The sequence below is a fragment of the Caulobacter sp. FV2ye17ST genome (assembly GCF_058680955.1).
Map to the genome: position 1 here is coordinate 2,382,822 of NZ_CM178727.1, position 19,061 is coordinate 2,401,882.

A 19,061-nucleotide genomic window follows, 5' to 3' on the forward strand; every position below is an offset into this window, starting at 1 on the left:
TCTAGAACCGGTGCTCCCACCGTTCGGCTCGACATCTGGTCGCCGATGAGCCTTAGGAAGCCGCTTGCAGCCGCCGCCACGCCAAGCCGGATCCGCGCCTGTCGCCATCATCATCATGGGGGTCAGCGGGAGCGGGAAATCGACCCTCGGGACCGTTCTGGCCCAAGCGCTGGACTGTCCCTTTCTGGATGGCGACGATTTTCACGCTGCGGCCGCCATCGCCAAGATGCGCGCGGGCCAGCCCCTCACCGACGAAGACCGCTGGCCCTGGCTGGATCGGCTGGGCGGCGCCATGGGCCAAACCCTGGCGTCGGGCCGAACCGTCGTGGCGGCCTGCTCGGCCCTGCGCCGCGTCTATCGCGACCGCCTTCGCGCCGCGATAGACGCGCCCACCCGGTTCGTCCTGCTGGACGCCAGCCCCGACGAACTCCGTCGCCGCCTCGATCTTCGGACCGGTCACTATATGCCCGCCAGTCTGCTGGGCAGTCAGCTGGCAGCATTGGAGCGTCCGGGGCCGGATGAAGCAGCCACCCTCTTCGCGGCCGACGCTTCGCCCCGTGATCTGCGCGACGCCACGCTGACCTGGCTGAAGGCGAGTGACAGCCAGAGCGGGCGGATCGGCCGCCCGTCAGGGCATCAGCCGTTTCCGCCCCTGTGACAGGTGCCAACGCATCGCCAGGGCCGCGCCGTCGCCGTCCTGGGCGCGGATCGCTTCGACGATCATCTCGTGCTCGCGCATCATCTCGCCTATGGCCGCCGGCGGCCTTGAGCGGGAAATACCGACGCCGGCGCGCATGATCCGGTCGACATCGGGCTGCAGCGCCTCGAAGGCGCTCAGAAAGGCGGGGTTGGCGGTGGCCAGCACGATGCGGCGGTGCAGTTCCATGTCCTCGACATGGGCCGGCGCGTTGGACAGGAGCGCGGCGCGCAATTGCGACAGGCCTTCCTCGATACTGGCCATCTCCTCGGCGGACCGCCGCGCCGCCGCCAGCCGCGCGGCTTCGGCCTCGAGAACGAAGCGCACCTCGTAGCTCCCGAGCGTCGACGGCAACTCGGACAGCGGCATGTAGGCGCCCAGCTTGTCAGATGGGCGGTTCTTGACGAAAGACCCCGCCCCACGCCGCGCCTCGGTGATGCTGTCGGCCGCGAGTCGGACCAGCGCCTCGCGCACGACGGTGCGCGACATGCCAAAGATCTCCGCCAGGCGGGCCTCGGAAGGCAGACGATCACCGACGGCCAGACCGTCGTCGTTGATCATCTCCACGATGCCCGTATAGGCCCGGTCGGCCAAGCGGCCCTCACTCATCCTTCGGTCTCCAAATCGACCTGGCGTCACCGTCGCGTCGAGAAAACACTTTTTGCGCAACAGGTTCGCATCGACTGGCCCTTGCTCACAAGACGCCCTCTCGCGCTCAAACCTGTATGACAGGTTTGAGCGCGAGAGACCACAAGGCGCGATGTTCACGCTCACATCGTCAAAACCACTTGAACTTGTCCAACAGATAGCGCTACCATCGCCAGACACGACCCGGAATCACCGACAACGATCGGCAGACAAGAATGACGGGCGTCGCACCATCGTAGGATGGCTGCGCGGGGACGAAATCAAGGGGGCTCAGGAATGACTACGACGGAAGTCCGCGTTATCGACCGGGATCTGGAAACAGCGTTTGGCGGGCTTACTCCCACCCAGCTGAAGGTCCTCGAAGGCGTCAATTCAGGCCTGCTCAACAAGCAGATCGCCTACGACCTCGGCATCGCCGAGGCCACGGTCAAGGCCCACATGACCGCACTGATGCGCAAGCTCAACGTCCACAACCGAACCCAGGCCGCGATCGCGGCGCAGGCTCTGACGCAGGGTGTGCGATCCGCCGCCCGCTAAGCCGCGACCTTCAGACGCTCCGACACGCTCAGCGAATGAGCGCATTGGGCTGAGAACCTATCCAAGCCGGGCTTGCCCCCTGCCCGCTCCTCAGTCTGCGTCGGCCTTGCCCTCGACCAGCGCCACCGTCGCGGTGGGACCCTGCCGAAGTTCGCGCGCCAACTGATCGCGATCCAGGGCGCCATCCCAGCGGGCCACAACCAGGGTGGCCACGCCGTTCCCGACCAGATTGGTCAGGGCCCGGCACTCGCTCATGAACCGGTCGACGCCGACCAGCACCGCCAGGGCGGCGATCGGGATGTCGGGCACCACGGCCAGGGTCGCCGCCAGAGTGATGAACCCCGCCCCCGTGACGCCGCTGGCGCCTTTCGAGGTCAGCATGGCCACGCCCAGCAGGCTCAACTCCTGCCACAGGGTCAGGTGGGTGTTGGTCGCCTGGGCCAGGAACAGGGTGGCCAGGGTCATGTAGATATTGGTGCCATCCAGATTGAAGCTGTAGCCCGTGGGGATTACCAGCCCCACCACCGACTTGCGCGCGCCCAACCGCTCCAGCTTCTCCATCATCTGGGGCAGGACGGATTCCGACGAACTGGTGCCCAGCACGATCAGCAGCTCCTCGCGGATATAGGCCAGGAACCTCAGGATCGAGAACCCGGCCGCCGCCGCGATGCCGCCCAGCACCACCAGCACGAAGATCAGGGCGGTCAGATAGAAGGTCGCCACCAGGGTGCCCAGCTGGACCAGGGCTTCCAGCCCGTACTTGCCGATCGTAAAGCCCATGGCCCCGAAGGCGCCCAGCGGCGCGAACCGCACCACCACGTGGATGATGCCGAAGAACAGCTTGGCCAGGTCTTCCAGACCATCGGCCACCCTGTCGCCAAACGGACCCAGGCGCGTGCAGGCAAAGCCGGTCAGCACCGAGATCACCAGCACCTGCAGCAGATTGCCCTCGGCGAAGGCGCCGAAGAAGGTGTCGGGGATCAGGTGCAGCAGATAGGCGACCATGTCCTCGCCCTGATGGGCCTTGGCCAGATAGCCAGCGGCTATGGCCGGATCCAGCGTGGCCGGATCGATGTTGAACCCCGCCCCGGGCTGGACCACCCGCCCGACGATCAGCCCGATCACCAGAGCGACGGTCGACACCACCTCGAAATAGATCAGGGCCTTCACCCCCACCCGTCCGAATGACTTTATGTCGCCCATCCGCGCGATGCCGCCGGCCACGGTGCAGAAGATCACCGGCGCGATGACCAGCTTGATCAACTTGATGAAGCCATCACCCAGCGGCTTGAGCGCCACGCCGACCGTTGGCCAAAGCGCTCCGACCAGGATGCCCAGCGCGATGGCGATCAGCACCTGCACGTACAGTGACTTCAGACGATCCAGCAGCCCCATTGCGTCCCCTTCTCAGACGGGGTTCGCAAGCCCGCCATCCTGCGCTATTGACCCTGCGCCCGCGCGGCGCGCGGCCCGGTAGCTCAGCAGGATAGAGCAGCGCTTTCCTAAAGCGAAGGTCAGGGGTTCGAGTCCCTTCCGGGCCGCCAAAAACTTGTCGTTCCAACCTAACGCTGACCCTATGCCAACCTAACGCTGGCCATAATGAGAGGCGTTCTCAATCACTTAATCCTAACGGTAGCATTGCGCCAATTGCGGACCTTGGGATCGCTCCAAGAACCGGACATTGGACACAGTGCGAAAGGTCCGGATGTGGCCCTCGCGCTTTCTTCCGCTCCCGACCCGTTGCGGACCTTGGATCTGAGGCTAAGCTTGACCTTCCACCGAGTACCCTGGGTGAAACCATGAAGGCAGCTACGATCGGCCTCTGGGCATTGGCGAGCGGTTTCGCACTGGTGTCTGCGCTGCATTCAGTTGGGTCGGGCGACTACCTCGCATACCTAGTTCGACACCAAGTGCGGCCCGATGGGTGGGCGGTCCTATCTGCTCTGGATATAGGCTTTGCCGCGCTCGGCATCATCGGATCATGGATCGCTTTGCGACGTCGCGCCTACCGTTGGGTAGTCCTCTGCCTTGCTATCCAATTGCCAATGCCGACAATCATCGGTGGATCGCGCTGTGACACGCAAGCCTCATGCGCCGCGCTCGGGTGGGCGGCGCTCCCGCCGAGCTTCCTACACTAACGGGCCAAGGCCCGCTTCCCACCCTAAGCAGGCTATTCAAGTTCGATCTCGATCAGGGTAACCGTTGGATATGGCCATTGACGATCTCTCCGGCGAACCCGTCCTTGCCGGGACCTGGTTGTACGACGGAACCGTGCGTCAGCGGGTCGTGATATCGGCATGCAATTTCGACCGAGAACACTTTTGGGCTCTGGATGAAGTCGAGCATGTTCGGGACGCCCACGACCACGAGCTAGCACCTCCTGGACCGCCACGACCGCTAGGACCCGATGGCGTGCTCTATCATGTGGAATCCTCCCCCGATTTCGAGACGATCGCAGAAGCCAAAGCCTGGGCGGACGCGCAGACATGGGGTCCGGTGGAATGGGACGAGGAACGCCACCAGCCCGCTTAGGTCCGACATCCACCCCTTGCCGAAGTTCGGAAGGTCCGCTGGGTGGAACGCCGCCGAATGTCCGAATGCTGGACCTTAGCTTGGATGGCCACCTATCGCCGAGGCAGGGCCCAGGCGATCACGTGGTCTCCCGCCCGCGTCTCCATAAAGTGGTGCCCGCCCGCCATCAGGACCAGATACTGCCGCCCGTCCAGCTCATAGACCATCGGCCCGGCCTGCCCGCCCGCTGGCAGGACCTCGGACCACACGGTCTCGCCGGTCTCGATGTCGATCGCGCGGATAAGGTCATCGGTAGTGGCGGCGATGAAGATTAGTCCGCCTGCGGTGACTACGGACCCGCCGTTGTTGGGCGTGCCGATGTCCAGCGGCAGCATCGACGGGATGCCAAAGGGGCCGTTCTTGCGCGCCGTTCCCAGCGGCCGATCCCAGACGGTCTGGCCGGTGCGGATATCGACGGCCCGAATGCCGCCGTAGGGCGGCTGCTTGCACAGCATGCCCGTCGCGCCCATCCGCCAGCCGGCGTTGACGTCGATGGCGTAGGGCACGCCGACCTGCGGATCGCCGGCCCCCTCGGCCCCACCCGCCTCGGCCCGCGGATCACCATGGGGGACCCAGCCCTTGGCGTCGGCCTCGGCGCGCGGGACCAGCCGGTTGTAGTTGGGCATGTCGTTGTAGTTGGCGATGATCCAGCCGCGCCGCGGATCGACCGCCACCCCGCCCCAGTCCGAGCCGCCGTTGTAGCCGGGATACTGAATCCAGCGCCGGTCGCTGGTGGGCGGCGTATAGATGCCGTCATAGGCGGCCTGGCGGAAGCCAATCCGGCATATCATCTGGTCGATCGGCGACATGCCCCACATGTCACGCTCGGTCAGGTCGCGCTTCGCCAGGGTATGGAAGCGAGAGAAAGGCTGTGTCGGGGCTCGCTCTTGCGGCTCCACACCGCCCTCAGGCGCGGGACGATCCTCGACGGGCGTCAGCGGCCGACCGGTGCGACGGTCAAGAATATAGAGGTCGCCCTGTTTGCTGGGCAGGACGAGAGCCGGAACCGTGCCCGCCGCCGTGGGATAGTCGATCAGCGTGGCCTGAGATCCGAGGTCGTAGTCCCAGACATCCTTGCGCACCGTCTGGAAAGACCAGGCCGGGCGCCCGGTGTTGACGTCCAGCGCTACCAGGGCCGTGGCGAAGCGGTTCTCGGCCTCGGAACGGTCGGCGCTGTAGTAGTCGGCGGCGGAGTTGCCCATCGGCAGATAGACCAGTCCCAGCTGCTCATCGCCCGACGCCGTGGTCCACATATTGGGGGTGCCGCGCGTATATGTGTCGCCCTCCGCCGGGCGCCCTGTGAGGTCCGGGCGCGTCATGTCCCAAGCCCAGCGCAGTTCGCCGGTCACGGCGTCGAAGCCCTGAATCACGCCCGACGGCGCGGATCGGTACTGGCCGTCCAGCACCTGGTGGCCGGTCACGATTACGCCCTGGACGATGGTGGGAGCCGAGGTGATCGACACCATGCCGGGGATGACGTCGCCCATGCCTACCTTGATGTCGACCGAGCCATTGATCCCGAAACCGGCGCAGGGACGGCCGGTACGAGCATCGACGGCGATCAGCCGGCCATCCAGCGTACCCTCGATGATCCGGGTCGCGCAGGCGGCGTTGGCCGCACCAGGCACAAGCGTGGGAGGGGCCCGCATCGGGTTGGCGGGACCGCCCGCCGACGGCGCGGACGCCGCTGAGTCGTGATAGGCCACGCCGCGGCAGGCGGCGGTATAGGGGATCCAGTCGTCCGAGACCTCGGGATCATAGCGCCACCGCTGGCGGCCGGTGCGGGCGTCGAGGGCGATCAGGATATTCCGCGCGGTGCACAGATAGACCGTGTCGCCGATCTTCAGCGGGGTCGTCTCGGCGCCCCATTTCTCCTCCGGGGTGTCGCCTGTGCGGAAGGTCCAGACCCGCTCCAGCTGGCCGACATTCTCGCGGTTGATCTGGCTCAGCGGCGAATAGCGCCGCGAGGCCTCGGTGCCGCCATAGGCGGGCCAGTCGGCTCCGACGGCGCGAAGCGAAGGATCGGACATGGCGGCAAGCGCAGGCGTCTTCGGAACGGCGGGCTGCATCGGCCGGTTGGCCTGGGCGACAACGACGCCGGAAACCAATGCAAAGAAGACGAACACCGCGGCCCCTCCAAATGCCAGCCGTCCGCCCCGGCGGGTGTCCAGCACGGGCAAGGCGGCGATCACCAGAACGAGCAGAACGGCCGGCGCGATTACGCGGGGCACCAAGGCCCAGCCATTCAGCCCAACCTCCCACAGGGCCCAGAGCACCGTCAGGACGAACACGCCGGCATAGATCCAGGCCCCGACCAAGCTTAGCCGCCACAGCATGACGCCCGAGGCGACGAGCCCCAGACCGGCGAGGAGATAATAGGACGAGCCGCCCAGCCACAGCAGCCACGCGCCGCCCACCGTCAGCACCAGACCGATGATAACAAACAGAGCGGCCAAAAGGCGTACGGCGATGCTGGCGGGTCCCCCACGCTTGTCCATCCACGTCATTTGCAAACCCCTCGACCAGCTTTACCGCACGATATGAACCGGTGGCGCGCGGACCGGTTCCACGCTTGCGGCGCATGAGCGGGAGGATTCAACGTCCCCACGCGGTATTCGTGATCCGCATCGAATGATGCCTGGGCGACAGAGCATTCGCGCCCAACCGCCCACGTGGCGGCCGCGCCGAGGTCCATGTTTTGCGGCCTGACCTGGCCGTCCTCGCAACCTTGGCCGAGCTGTCACGCTATAGGCCCATGCTCAAGACCAAGATGAACCCGCGCGTCTTCTGGGGAGCCAGCCTGATTGTCGGGCTCCTGCTGGCGATCGCCGTGTCCGCACCCGGGGAATCCGACCGGCTGTTCCAGACAGCGCAGTCATGGGTGATCGACACCTTCGGATGGTTCTACATCGCCTCGGTGGCGGGATTCCTGCTGGTCGTGCTGGCCCTGGCCCTGGGTCCGACCGGGGCGTTGAAGCTCGGCCCCGATGAGTCCGAACCGGACTTCCCCTACCTCTCGTGGCTGGCCATGCTGTTCGCCGCCGGCATGGGCATCGGGCTGATGTATTTCGCGGTCGCCGAGCCGATTCAGCACTACGCCAGTCCGCCCGAGGCCCAGCCCGGAACCTTCGACGCGGCCCGAGAGGCTATGGTCATCACGTTCAGCCACTGGGGCGTGCACGCCTGGGCCATCTATGCGCTGGTGGGCCTGAGCCTGGCCTATTTCGCGCACCGCAAAGGGCTGCCCCTGACGCTGCGCTCCGGGCTGGCCCCGTTGCTGGGAAAGCGAGTTAACGGACCGATCGGCGACGCGGTCGACATCTTCGCCATCTGCGGCACCCTGTTCGGCATCGCCACCTCCCTGGGACTGGGCGTGTCCCAGATCAATAGCGGCCTGAGCTATCTGACAGGCCTGCCCAACACGCCCTGGATTCAGGTCGGACTGATCGCGTTGGTGATGGCCGCCGCCACCGCTTCGGTTCTTACCGGCCTGGACAGGGGCGTGCGGCGCCTGTCGGAGCTGAATCTTGTCCTCGCGGTAGTGCTGATGCTGTTCGTGTTGGCGGTCGGGCCGACCGGCTTCCTGCTGAAGGCGCTGGTGCAGAATTTCGGCCTGTATCTGGACCACTTCTTTGTCCGGACCTTCAACCTCTACGCCTATGAGCCGCGCGGCTGGATGGCGAACTGGACGCTGTTCTACTGGGCGTGGTGGATCGCCTGGTCACCGTTCGTCGGCATGTTCATCGCCCGGATCTCGCGCGGCCGTACCGTGCGGGAGTTCGTCATCGGTGTGCTGCTGGTCCCGACCGGCTTCACCTTCCTGTGGATGACGATCTTCGGCAATACCGCCATCAGTCTCGACATGGGCGCAGCGGCGGGGGCCATTTCAGAGGCGGTGACCACAGACCTGTCGACCGCCATCTTCCAGTTCCTCGAAGAACTCCCGGGCACGGCGATCACCTCGACGCTGGTGGTGCTGCTGGTGGCGGTCTTCTTCATCACCTCAGCCGATTCGGGGTCGCTGGTCATCGACACCATCGCGTCCGGCGGCGCGGATGAGACCCCACGCTGGCAGCGGGTCTACTGGTGTTCGCTGGAGGGCCTGGCCGCGGCCGTTCTGCTGCTCGCCGGAGGCCTTGGAGCCCTGCAGGCCGCGACGCTGGTGGCGGCCCTGCCCTTCGCGGTCATCATGATCCTGCTGGCCGCCGGGCTGGTGCGTCAGATGAACGCCGATCTGGCCGGACGGACGGTCGAGACCGAAGGACCCCCTCTGGCCAGCCAATTGCGGCGGATCCTGTCGCCCGCCAGCCGCCGCGACATCGACCACCAGATCAAGCAGACAGGCGAGCCCGCGCTCGAACGCGTGCGGGAGGGACTGGCGGCCGAAGGGCTGGACGCAAGCATCACCCGCGACCCGGCCGGACTGTCCCTGACTGCCGCCACTGAGAGCGGACAAGCGTTTCACTACCGGCTGGACGCTCTGGAGCGTCCCCGTCCGGCCCTGACCGCACTGGAGGCCCCCGAGGGCCGCCGAGCGATGGAGTGGCGGTTGTCAGCCCGCTCCAACGGGATCGAGCGGCCCCGCGACCTGACCGGTTTCACGCGCGAACAGATCGTCGCCGATGTGCTCGACCACTTGCATCGCTGGCGGAGGGGCTGATGCAGTCTAGCGCCGTCCGAGTGGCGACACCGGCCCCAAAACCGCCCGGTCCCGGTCATGAAGGGACGGACCCATGCTGAGCGGGGCGCACGCCTTTATTCAGCCGTTCGCGGTCCTTCTTGAGCTGCTCGGCGCCGGCATCATCGTCGGGGCCGTTGGGCTCGCAACGCTGGTTTTTCTGGTCAAGGGCGCCCGCGATCGGGACTGGCGAGATGCTTATACGAACTATCGCGCCAACCTCGGGCGCGGCATTCTGCTCGGGCTGGAGCTCCTGGTCGGGGCCGACATCATCAGCACGATCACGGCCCCGCTCACGCTCGAGACGGTCGGGCTGCTCGGTCTCATTATCCTGATCCGGACGTTCCTAAGCTTCGCGCTGGAGACAGAGATCGAAGGATGCTGGCCCTGGCGCCGGGCCGAGCGACTGGAAAGGCGCCAGCCGGCTCAGCGTTGATCCTTCACGATCAGGGTGCTTTCGCCGTTGCGCCCGCTCGCCATCCCAGATCAGCCGGACACTCCCGCCCCCGACAGGCAAGCGGAGCCTTTGACCGGTGGGCCGCGTCTCAGTTTTTCGAGCCCGCATGCGTGTCGGGGCCGACCGACGCGGCGACCGCGACTCAGAGGCAGTAGGTGGTCGTCACCGTCGGCAGCAGGGCCCAGACGGCGGACACCAGTCCGACCCAGCCCGTGACGCGACTGACGAACCGCACGAAGGGCGATGGCGAGCTGAAACGCTCGGAATGCAGAGCCCAGACCAGTCCCACCTGGATCAGGATCGCGAGCACATAGCCCCCCGCCAACAGTACGCGGGGGACGGAGAGGACGCCGAAGATCATGCCGTCGATCCCGTGCCCGCAGATCAGGCCATGCAGGCCATAGGCTGCGCTGAAACTGGCCAGCCAGACCAGAGGCGCGATCAGGATCCGGATAATGTCCTTCACGCCAGCATCCCGGGAAGATGGGCCACAGCGAGGATCAGCATTGAGGTCGCGGCAAGGTAGTCGACCCACAGGGTCACCACGGGAAACTCCGCATGACGTCGGGGCGAGGTGAAACCTCGGACCACGCGGGCGGCCAGAAACGCCACCATCAGGGCCACAAGCGCGGCGTGGAACAGCGCATAGCCGCCCAGCACCAGGAGCGTCGCCCCATAGGCGTGGTTGGCCGGCGTTGGGGCGCGCACCACGATGCCGAGCGCGGCCGCCGCCATGAGCAGCGCGCCCAGGAAGGCCAGACCCAGCCAGATGCGGATCTCTCCGCCCTGGGGCTTTCCGTCCCGGGCATTGGCCCCCGCGGCCCGGCGGATCGACACCACAGCCAGACCCGCTCCAAGGATGCCAAGAGCCAGCTCGACCAGCGAGGCCCCAAACCAGGCCGGCGGGGGCCAGGCCGGGGCCACGGTCCAGAGGAAGGCGAACCCGAACAGCAGCGAGCCGAAGAAGGTGGCATTGGCCGTCAGCAGAAAGACCGAGCCCCACCAGCTGGGCGAACGCCCGACCTGGGTGGCGTTGAACAGGTTCAAACCCTGGCCGATCGCGCGTGCAGGCAGATCGGTCTTCTGCCCCAGCGACCAGGCCCATCGCCAGGAGAGGATCGTCACCCCCGCCACTGCGAGCGGAACGGTCCAGTAGAACTTCAGCAGCAGGGAGACGAAGAACACCCCGGTAACCGCCGCCATCACGATCGGCAGGCGGGTATTGGTCGGGTAGATGACGTGAAAGTCCGGCTTGCCGGTCGCGATCTCGACCGTCAGGCTTTCTCGCCAGCCCTGTTCGGGTTCGGAAAGATAGCCCTCGCCGCGCGCTAGGCGGATCGGCAGTTCGGGATCGTCGGCGAGCGGCTGGCGACTGTTCACGTGCGGCAGGCTGGCGAAATTATAGGCCGGGGGCGGCGTCATCATCGCCCACTCCAGCGTGCCGGCCTTCCATGGATCGCGGCGGCTGCGCCGCGCGGTGAAGGCATGCAGCACCAGGTCGACGATCACCAAGGCGATGCCGATGGCCAGCACGAAACTGCCGATCGACGAGATCAGATTGATGGTCGTCCAGCCGTTCTCCGGCAGATAGGTCGAGATCCGGCGCCGCTGCCCCATCAGACCGACCCAGTGCATGGCCAGGAAGGTGACGTGGAAGCCGATGAAGACCAGAGCGAAGGCGAGCTCACCCAGCCGGAAGAACCGCGCACGGCCGCTGACATGCGGCATCCAGTAGTAGAGCCCGGCCAGGATCGGAAAGACGAAGCCGCCGAACAGGACATAATGCAGGTGGGCCGTAACGAAGGCGGTGTCGTGCGCCTGCCAGTCGAACGGCACGACCGCGACCATGACTCCGGTGAGTCCGCCGATGACGAAGGTGAAGAAGAAGCCGAGCAGGTGCAGCATCGGCATCCGCAGGCTGGGCTTGCCCTTCCACATGGTGCCGATCCAGGCGAACAGCTGGACCCCCGTCGGCACCGCCACCAGGGTCGAGGCGGCAGAGAAGAAGGCCAGCCCCATGTGCGGGATGCCCGTCGTGAACATGTGGTGGACCCAGATGCCGAACGACAGGAAGGCCAGCCCCGTCGCCGAGGCCACGATCCAGCCATAGCCGAGCAGCGTCGTTCGACACATGACCGGCAGAATGGTCGAGATCACCCCCGCCGCCGGCAGGACGATGATGTACACCTCGGGGTGGCCGAACAGCCAGAACAGGTGCTGCCACAGCAGACTGTCACCGCCGAACTCGGCCTGGAAGAAGGGCAGTCCGAAGGCCCGTTCCAGCTCCAGCAGGATCGAGCCCAGGATCAGGGGCGGGAACCCCGTCAGGATCATCAGCGCCGTGACCAGGGCGTACCAGGCGAAGATCGGCATCTTGTCCAGCGCCATGCCGGGCGCGCGGTATTTTAGGATCGAGACGGTGATCTCGACCGCCGCCGCAATCGCGGAAATCTCGACGAAAGTGATGCCGATCAGCCAGAAATCGGTGTTGATCCCCGGTGAATAGATCGCCCCGGTCAGGGGCGGATACATGAACCATCCGCCGTTCGGCGCGATGCCCAGCACCATCGACACCAGCATCATCGTGCCGCCGAAGACATAACACCAGAAGCCGTAGGCCGAGAGCCGCGGGTAGGCGAGATCACGCGTACCCAACAGCTTGGGCAGCAGGTACATCGCCAGCCCCTCGAAGGTCGGGATGGCGAACAGGAACATCATGATGGTCCCGTGCATGGTGAAGATCTGGTTGTAGATCTCCGGCCCGGCGAAGGCCGACTGCGGCGTCGCCAGCTGGGCGCGGATCAGCATGGCCAGCACGCCGCCGACCAGGAAGAAAAAGAACGACACGGCCAGGAACATCCGGCCCAGATCCGTGTGGTTGACGGTCGAAACCAAGGCGCGCGCGCCCGGCTCGGACGACCAGATGGCGGTGAGTTTGCGGTGGCGCTGGAGCGTGTTCATGGCGTGCCGCCTCCGATGAAGCGCTCCCAGGCAGCGGGGTCGTGGGCGACGACGGTAAAGGCGAACTGGTCGTAGCCGACGCCGCTGAACTCGGCGCTGCGACCGGCATAGGCGCCCGGCGCATCGGCCTCGATACGCAGGACGTTCACGTGGCCGGGAATGGCGTCGAGCTTGCCGGCGAGGCGCGGCGCCCAGAAGCTGTGGATCACGTCGGTCGAGGTGATGGAGACATCGACGGGCCGGCCGGCGGGAATGTGCAGCACGTGTTCGGTCACCCGTCCCGGGGCGTCGCCATAGCCGAACGTCCACTGCGAACGGCGAGCCTCCGCTCTGACGCTGACTACGTCCGGGCCCTGCCGCGGCAAGAGGGATTCGCCGGCGACCAGACCATAGGCCAGCAGCGCCAGGAGCACGACGGCGGGGAAGGCGATGCCGAGCTTGATGATCCACAGGCGCTCGTGCCGCACTTCGTCGACGGGCGCCCGCGCGCGAAAGAACGCCAAGGCGACGAGGACCATAACGAAGGCGAAGATGACGGCGGCCCCGGCCACCATTATCCACCAGATCTGGGCGATGGTTCGGGCGGCGGGCCCGGCCGGGTGGACCGTCGATAGAGCGCCCTCGCAACCCGCCAGCAGCAGTGCCGTTGTTAGGACGACGATTGATGGACGTAGGGACGGCCCGTGACCGATAATATCGAGGAAGAAACCGAAGCCCTGATCGACCCGATCGCTGCTGCGCCCGGCTTCTCGACGACCGAATCGCGCGTCGCCGTCTTGGGTCACCCGATCCATGCGATGAGCGTGGCTTTTCCGGTCGCCTTGACCTTCTGCACCTTCGGGGCCGACGCCCTGTACTGGTGGACCGGCGATGGCTTCTGGGCCAGGGCCGCCCTGTGGTCCGCGGGGACCGGCTTCTTGTTCGGCATGCTGGCCGGCTTTTCCGGCACGGCCGAGCTGCTGATGGTTCCCGGCATTCGCGCCCGCGCACCGGCCTGGACGCATTTTATCATCGCGGTCACCTTGCTGGCCCTGCTTGGAGCCAACTGGGGACATCGACTGTATGGCTACGAGGCGGCGGTCTTGCCTTACGGCATCCTGCTCTCGGCATTGTGCGTCGGGGTGGTAGCGGTGACGGGCTGGCATGGCGGCAAATTGGTCTTCGACTATCGACTGGGCGTGTCGAACAAGAGCTGAGCGCTCCTGGGCTCGGTGAGCCAGTCCGGGAAGGCGATCCAGCCCATGACGGGTTTGCCCAGCACCAGGGCCAGGATCACCAGAATGAGCACGAGCACCAGCATGAGCGGGACATAGGCCGCCGGCGGCGTGTGCTCGCTCGGTTCCTCGCCGATCTTCGCGACAATGTGACCGATCCAGGCGTGGGCCATGACCAGGGCCGCCACAAAAGCCAGCTTGGCGAACATCCACGGCACATAGACCTCGCGTATGAAAATCAGCCACGTTCCGGCAATGACCGCGATCACGGCCGCCGGGGTCACGCATATTGTGTAGGCCAGGTGCGAGGCCATCCGGATGGTGCGGTAGTCGTGGATCGAGATGGCCGGGTCGTGTCGCGTCAGAATCAGGGGCAAGGCCAGCAGCCCCCCGCACCAGACCACTAGGCCAATAATGTGCGCCGCCTTGAACAGCGGAACCGCGGGCGCCAGCCAGTCGATCATAGGCCGACCGCTTTCAGCTGTTTCCAGCCCCGACGCGCAATCCACGCGGCCGCGACCGCGTAGGGGATCCCGGCCGGCACCCACATGATCACCCCGCCCAAGGCCTGGTCCTGGAGCGGGGTCAGCCCCCACGAAAGTGGCGCGAACCCGTGGGCGGCATAGAGCGGCTCGGAGGCAAAGGTCAGCAGCGCACCAAGCAGCCCCATCTGGGCGAAGACAGCCACGACGAAGCCGAGCCGTTCCACGGGAGACCGCCCCTCGGCCAGCACCGCCCGCCAGAACATCAGGGCGGCGCCAAGCAGGGACAGCTGCATAATCCAATAGACGGGAACATTGGCCAGGGCGGCGTCGTAGGCCGCAGGAAGGTGCCAAGCCCAGAGCACTGCTGTTGAGATGACAAACGGAGCGGCAATCCCTCCCTTTGTCCGTGCCGGGAAGGCGATCGCGAAAAGCGGCGCCGCCACGGCGACCAGCAGGATGTGATGCACCACCCGGGCCGAGAAGAGTGCCGACGACAGGGCGCAGAGCGGACTCACAAAGGCGATGGCGAGCACGCCAACCGCAGCAAGCCCGGCCTTTTCTCGCCTTAGGGCGACGGCCATGCCGAAAAGGCCGATCAGCACAACAGGATCGAAATTGAAGCTCGACGCCAGCGCCGCCGGCACTGGGGGAGGCCCGCAATAGGTGACGGGTAAAGCCATGCCTAGCGCTTGGTGTTCGCTGCTAGGAACGAGATGGCGCGATAGAAAGCTAGGCCATCCCTATTCGCAGTGGCTTGGCCCGCCCAGGTAGAAAAGGTGGAAAGCATCGGATTCTCCGTAGCTCGCAAGCCGTTCCCCAAGCAAACCCGCAGCTTGACTATTGGTTCAGCGCGTTCCTCAGTTTCCTCGCTTTCTGCGTCCAATGTCGCGCGTTTGACCTATTGCAAACGAAGCCAGGCCCAGTGTCCGTTTCCCACCCCCAACAGACGATCGCTATGTCCGTCTCCGCAGCGGCGACGCGACCTTTGCCAGCGTCGGGGCATTCCCTCATTTCAGGGCGGGAATTCACCAGAACGAACAATGCATAGCGGTGGCGATCTGAAGGTCTGGTTTCGGCGCCTGTGCTGATGGCTCCTCCCGCCCCCTTGCGGACATTAGCCTTCCCGCCTCATCTGCGCTCACAACCATGGGCCACCAGTCGGCGATGATAGCGACGCGCCAGCAAGTCGGTCGCGCGCCGGTCGCCGGCCTGGGCGGAGACGACGAGGTAGCTGTCGAGCAGACGACTGGCGGCAAAGCGCTGATCTGAAGCTTGGGGGGGCATTGATTGTAAGGTGGCGCCAGCCCGCGCGCCAGAAACCACAGACAACGGCTGCACTGAAGGCGAAGCATTGTCAGCTGCAACCAAGGTCGCCGAGTTGCTCGATCGCCACGACTTGTGGCTGACCGACGTCGAAATCCGAGATGCGCCGTATGAGCGGCGGGGATATCAGACCTAGCGCAACAAGCGCATCCCGCTGGACGATTGTATCTCGCCATCGCCAGCCACTGCGATGCCGGGTTTGGCGCGAGAGAAGCCCTGCAGGCGAGACGCTATATGTGTTCTTCGGCCTCCGCTCCGATATCGAAGCCGCGCACCACCTGACTGAGCTGATCGATAGCGCCGGGCGGGCCGAGCTCGGCCGCTACCAAACCACGGCAGACTATGGCCGGCCGGTCGGCGGCGTCTTCTCTCAGTCCGCCCCAAGATACCGATCTGCCCAAGCAGCGATCACGGCGGCGCAGTAGTCGGCGTCACTGTCAACGCTGAGCATATGGTTTGCCGTGTCGAGGGAGACGAAACTCTTTGGATGAAGCGCCGACTGAAAGATCAGGGCGGCATTGTCGACCGAAACGACTTCATCGATCGGTGAATGGATAACGAGCAGCGCGCGTCGCAGGTTCGCGATCCGCTCTTGTTGATTGTGTGAACAGATATCGGCGACGAACTCAGTCCCGAGCTCGAAATCGCGTCCGCCGATCGACACCTGGACACGCTCACCCAGCGCCAGCCCGTCAAGGGTCGAGCCGACGTGAGCCAGCACATGTTCGGCGTCGAACGGCGCGCCGATGACGGCCACGGCCGTGACGGTTTCAATCGCGTGCGCTGCCGCGATAACAGCAGCGCCGCCAAAGCTGTGCCCGACCAATAGTTGGACCTTCATCCCCGCCGCGTTCATCGCATTTGCCGCGAACACGACGTCCGAGACATCGCCCGATAGCCCCGAACCAAACTGGCCCTCGCTTTCCCCCAGACCCGTGAAGTCAAATCGGAGCACACCGATGCCGCGCTCCGCCAAGGCGCGGCCCACGCGGATCGCAGCGAGTGAGGATTTGTCACAGGTGAAACAATGAGCGAACACAGCCCAGGCCCGGGGAGGCGAGGCGCCCGTCTCCAGCCGACCTGTGAGCTTGCGTCCGGTCCGGTTGGCGAAGTCGAAGTCCGTGGAAGCCATGAAGGCTTGTTCTCCGATGATGCGTTGAAAGCGCTCGACCTGCTTTGCAGGGCAGGCGTTGGCCTGGTTAGGAAGCCCCATTCTCACGAGCGGCGACCACCGTGATGTCGCCATTGCGTTCCAGAGTGACCGACTGCACCTCGTCGAGATCCGCATGGCCGGCCGAGCGCAGCGCCAGACCAAGATCACGCTCTCCGATGCCGGCCTGCCGCATCGCCACTTGGTTTGGCGCACCGTCGCTGACCAGCTTAACGGATCGGCCTTTTGTAATAAGGCTTAGCCAGGACCATCGGGCCGAGGCGCGGATCAACAGATCGTGGAGGGCCAGCAGGACGCAGGTTGCGACGAGGGTCGCGACGAACGGTGCGTTGCCGGTCATGGCCCGCCCCAGGTTGGAGCCCACGACCACCGCCAGGATGATGTCGAGCGCGCTCCATTTGCCAAACGCCCGGGTGGAGGCCAAGCGGACGAAGAGGACGCCGATGACAAACACCAGACACGCCCTGATCGACATCTGCCACCAGTTGATGTCTTCGCCTTGCGAGCCGATCAGAGCATGCAGCTGGTCCATCACGGCTCCATCAGAACGGCGCTCAGGGTCCCGTCGGTCTCCAGAAATACAGCCCTAGCCGCCAAGAGCGACCCACCGCCGGCCTGGCGAACGGCCGCCTCGATTTCCTCAAGTGTGATCCTCTGGCGTCGCATAGCGCCCCGCAGAGCGCTACCGTCTTTCAAAAGCAGGGTCGGCTCGGCCTTCACCGCATTGTTGATCCAAGGCCAGCGCACCGATGTGGCGGTAACCAGAAACTGGAGCGCGACCAGAACCACGAGCGCCGCGAGGCCTTCCAACAAGGCCAGTGATTTGGTCGTGATGATCGAAGCCAGCGTAGAGCCGATGGCGATTGTGACGATGAAATCAAAGGCGTTAAGCTTGGACAGCGTCCGCTTTCCAGAAACACGCAGGATGACCACGAGCGCGACATAGGCAGCGGGCGCGATGAGCAGAATGCGAATGATCCCGTCCCATCCGCTGAAGATGGAGTCTGGCATAGTGGCCTCCCGAAGACCCAACGTCCGCCGCAGGGCGGAGTTGCGAGATGGGACACCGAGCCCGTTACCCACCCCCGGAGGCCGGTATGGCGACGATGGCGAGGACGGCGGCGGGCGTCGGCCGCCTCTCGGCTCTTTTACAAAACGAGCGGAGCCCAGAGCCTCCATCCGAGCAGGCGGCTTCGCCGGGCGGTTCGCTATGCCGACTCAGCGCCGCCGTTCCACAGAACCCTTACGGCGCGCCCAATCGACGAGGCGCGACGGGCGACATGCGGGAGATACCAGAATGGCGCAGAAAGCCCTCGACGCCCCTCCCCGCGATTAAAGAACCGCGCACCCGGACGAGGCCCAGCCTCCGCAACATCCCAGCTTAACGTGCCGCTCACCAATACGGTCGGGCGCCGAGCGCGCCATAATAGCCGTAGAAGGCTTCACGCTTATCGGCGTCATCCCAGCCGCTCAGCTCAGAAATCTCGAGCTTGGGCGCCAAGGCGAGGAACTCCTGGCTGATGTCCACGACATAGCCACCAAGGTCTTTGTCGTACATCAGAGCGGACCAAGGCAGCGGTTGATGCTTGTCACCCATGCCGAAAAACCCGCCGAAGCTCAGGATCGCGTAGGCGACCTTGCCACTCCGCTTGTCGATGGCGATGTCTTCGATCCTGCCAATCTTTTCCTTGGCCTGGTTAAAGACATCGGCTCCGTTGACACGCTGGGCGGGAATGAGGGGATGGTCGATCTCGTTGCTGTCGTCAGGGCGCTGTGCGGTCGCAGCAGACATGGCAATATCTCCTTTAATACAGGTGAAAGTCGTAAGAACGATCAAATCTCTAAATTTGATAACAATTCTGACGACTATCTAAGTAACGCCCCAAATCGAATATCGACTAAATTCGCAATTTCACGATTATGTTAGACCACGGCCAAGCCGTAATTCGCCGCTCGCGCGCGATATATTGGTATGTAATTCTCAGTTTAGGATAAAATACATATAGAAATACAACAATACCGCAATAAATAACTAATATTCGAATAATTAAACACCCAAGCATACTTACAATATTGTCAATGCTCTCCGCAAAACTGAATACCCCCTTCACACCGCGGGCGATTGGATGAGCCTCATTGGCCAAGGGCCGCGCGGGCTCGACGGCGCGGTCGGCCCGTCAACACACCGTGATCGAACAATCGGTGCTTGAGCCGCGTTAGGTCCCCAAGTCCCGCGCGGGCTAATTGCCTCAAAGGATCTTTATGGTGCGGACGCCGCTCGTATCACTTGCCGCCACCAGCCTGATCGCGACAGGTCTC

General features: G+C 64.9%; 18 protein-coding genes and 1 tRNA gene. 7 read left to right on the top strand and 12 right to left on the bottom strand.

What is annotated here, in order from left to right; all coding sequences use genetic code 11:
• The first annotated feature begins 64 nt into the window (after positions 1 to 64).
• Positions 65 to 658, top strand: coding sequence for a gluconokinase (locus ACW17V_RS11430; protein ID WP_492105249.1), 594 nt, complete (start codon positions 65 to 67; stop codon positions 656 to 658).
• On the opposite strand, the gene ACW17V_RS11435 is transcribed toward ACW17V_RS11430, so the two are convergent.
• On the bottom strand, positions 629 to 1,291 hold the full coding sequence (locus ACW17V_RS11435; protein ID WP_492105250.1) for a FadR/GntR family transcriptional regulator: 663 nt from the start codon (positions 1,289 to 1,291) through the stop codon (positions 629 to 631). The genes ACW17V_RS11430 and ACW17V_RS11435 overlap by 30 nt on opposite strands.
• A 330-nt stretch (positions 1,292 to 1,621) precedes the next feature.
• Between ACW17V_RS11435 and ACW17V_RS11440 the strand changes: the two genes are divergently transcribed.
• Positions 1,622 to 1,882: a helix-turn-helix domain-containing protein gene (locus ACW17V_RS11440; RefSeq protein ID WP_492105251.1), complete on the top strand. Its 261-nt coding sequence runs from the start codon at positions 1,622 to 1,624 to the stop codon at positions 1,880 to 1,882.
• Between the two features lie 90 nt (positions 1,883 to 1,972).
• Here ACW17V_RS11440 and ACW17V_RS11445 read toward each other — a convergent pair whose 3' ends face one another.
• The gene (locus ACW17V_RS11445) at positions 1,973 to 3,259 is read right to left on the bottom strand and encodes a dicarboxylate/amino acid:cation symporter (RefSeq protein ID WP_492108790.1); all 1,287 of its coding nucleotides are present in this window, start codon (positions 3,257 to 3,259) and stop codon (positions 1,973 to 1,975) included.
• A 90-nt stretch (positions 3,260 to 3,349) separates the two neighbouring features.
• Between ACW17V_RS11445 and ACW17V_RS11450 the strand changes: the two genes are divergently transcribed.
• Positions 3,350 to 3,426: transfer RNA gene (locus ACW17V_RS11450), tRNA-Arg, on the top strand.
• A 1,080-nt stretch (positions 3,427 to 4,506) separates the two neighbouring features.
• Here ACW17V_RS11450 and ACW17V_RS11455 read toward each other — a convergent pair.
• Positions 4,507 to 6,960 carry a membrane-bound PQQ-dependent dehydrogenase, glucose/quinate/shikimate family gene (locus tag ACW17V_RS11455; RefSeq protein WP_492105252.1) on the bottom strand — a complete coding sequence of 818 codons (2,454 nt, stop codon included), beginning with the start codon at positions 6,958 to 6,960 and terminating at the stop codon, positions 4,507 to 4,509.
• A 248-nt stretch (positions 6,961 to 7,208) separates the two neighbouring features.
• Here ACW17V_RS11455 and ACW17V_RS11460 point away from each other — a divergent pair, with 248 nt between their 5' ends.
• Together ACW17V_RS11460 and ACW17V_RS11465 are read left to right on the top strand one after the other, a co-directional pair.
• A complete protein-coding gene (locus ACW17V_RS11460) occupies positions 7,209 to 9,113 on the top strand; it encodes a BCCT family transporter (protein ID WP_492105253.1) in 1,905 nt (634 codons plus the stop codon).
• 73 nt (positions 9,114 to 9,186) lie between these two features.
• A complete protein-coding gene (locus ACW17V_RS11465) occupies positions 9,187 to 9,567 on the top strand; it encodes a DUF1622 domain-containing protein (protein WP_492105254.1) in 381 nt (126 codons plus the stop codon).
• 163 nt (positions 9,568 to 9,730) lie between these two features.
• Here ACW17V_RS11465 and ACW17V_RS11470 read toward each other — a convergent pair whose 3' ends face one another.
• From ACW17V_RS11470 to ACW17V_RS11480, 3 genes are read right to left on the bottom strand one after another with little or no spacing between them, the layout of a single operon-like run.
• Entirely contained in the window at positions 9,731 to 10,054 is a 324-nt protein-coding gene (locus tag ACW17V_RS11470) for a hypothetical protein (RefSeq protein ID WP_492105255.1), read from the bottom strand.
• The gene (ctaD, locus tag ACW17V_RS11475; RefSeq protein ID WP_492105256.1) at positions 10,051 to 12,549 is read right to left on the bottom strand and encodes a cytochrome c oxidase subunit I; all 2,499 of its coding nucleotides are present in this window, start codon (positions 12,547 to 12,549) and stop codon (positions 10,051 to 10,053) included. Before ctaD ends, ACW17V_RS11470 begins: the two co-directional genes overlap by 4 nt.
• Positions 12,546 to 13,103: a cytochrome c oxidase subunit II gene (locus ACW17V_RS11480; RefSeq protein ID WP_492105257.1), complete on the bottom strand. Its 558-nt coding sequence runs from the start codon at positions 13,101 to 13,103 to the stop codon at positions 12,546 to 12,548. The genes ctaD and ACW17V_RS11480 overlap by 4 nt, the downstream gene beginning before the upstream one ends.
• Positions 13,104 to 13,232: 129 nt before the next feature.
• On the opposite strand from ACW17V_RS11480, the gene ACW17V_RS11485 reads away from it, so the two are divergent.
• The gene (locus ACW17V_RS11485; protein WP_492105258.1) at positions 13,233 to 13,745 is read left to right on the top strand and encodes a DUF2231 domain-containing protein; all 513 of its coding nucleotides are present in this window, start codon (positions 13,233 to 13,235) and stop codon (positions 13,743 to 13,745) included.
• Here the strand turns inward: ACW17V_RS11485 and ACW17V_RS11490 are convergent.
• Complete coding sequence (locus ACW17V_RS11490; protein WP_492105259.1) at positions 13,715 to 14,227, bottom strand: CopD family protein; 513 nt, start codon at positions 14,225 to 14,227, stop codon at positions 13,715 to 13,717. The two genes, ACW17V_RS11485 and ACW17V_RS11490, sit on opposite strands and share 31 nt — an antisense overlap.
• On the bottom strand, positions 14,224 to 14,928 hold the full coding sequence (locus ACW17V_RS11495) for a cytochrome c oxidase assembly protein (protein WP_492105260.1): 705 nt from the start codon (positions 14,926 to 14,928) through the stop codon (positions 14,224 to 14,226). The genes ACW17V_RS11490 and ACW17V_RS11495 overlap by 4 nt, the downstream gene beginning before the upstream one ends.
• Before the next feature lie 753 nt (positions 14,929 to 15,681).
• Between ACW17V_RS11495 and ACW17V_RS11500 the strand changes: the two genes are divergently transcribed.
• Positions 15,682 to 15,996 carry a DUF7168 domain-containing protein gene (locus ACW17V_RS11500; RefSeq protein ID WP_492105261.1) on the top strand — a complete coding sequence of 105 codons (315 nt, stop codon included), beginning with the start codon at positions 15,682 to 15,684 and terminating at the stop codon, positions 15,994 to 15,996.
• Here ACW17V_RS11500 and ACW17V_RS11505 read toward each other — a convergent pair.
• The 4 genes from ACW17V_RS11505 to ACW17V_RS11520 all read right to left on the bottom strand — a co-directional run bounded on the left by ACW17V_RS11505 (position 15,942) and on the right by ACW17V_RS11520 (position 18,534).
• Positions 15,942 to 16,784 (bottom strand): alpha/beta hydrolase, encoded by an 843-nt coding sequence (locus ACW17V_RS11505; RefSeq protein WP_492105262.1) that lies wholly within the window; start codon positions 16,782 to 16,784, stop codon positions 15,942 to 15,944. The genes ACW17V_RS11500 and ACW17V_RS11505 overlap by 55 nt on opposite strands.
• A complete protein-coding gene (locus ACW17V_RS11510) occupies positions 16,771 to 17,274 on the bottom strand; it encodes a DUF421 domain-containing protein (protein ID WP_492105263.1) in 504 nt (167 codons plus the stop codon). Before ACW17V_RS11510 ends, ACW17V_RS11505 begins: the two co-directional genes overlap by 14 nt.
• Complete coding sequence (locus tag ACW17V_RS11515) at positions 17,274 to 17,753, bottom strand: DUF421 domain-containing protein (RefSeq protein ID WP_492105264.1); 480 nt, start codon at positions 17,751 to 17,753, stop codon at positions 17,274 to 17,276. Before ACW17V_RS11515 ends, ACW17V_RS11510 begins: the two co-directional genes overlap by 1 nt.
• A 382-nt stretch (positions 17,754 to 18,135) precedes the next feature.
• A complete protein-coding gene (locus ACW17V_RS11520) occupies positions 18,136 to 18,534 on the bottom strand; it encodes a PRC-barrel domain-containing protein (protein WP_492105265.1) in 399 nt (132 codons plus the stop codon).
• Positions 18,535 to 19,061: the final 527 nt, after the last annotated feature.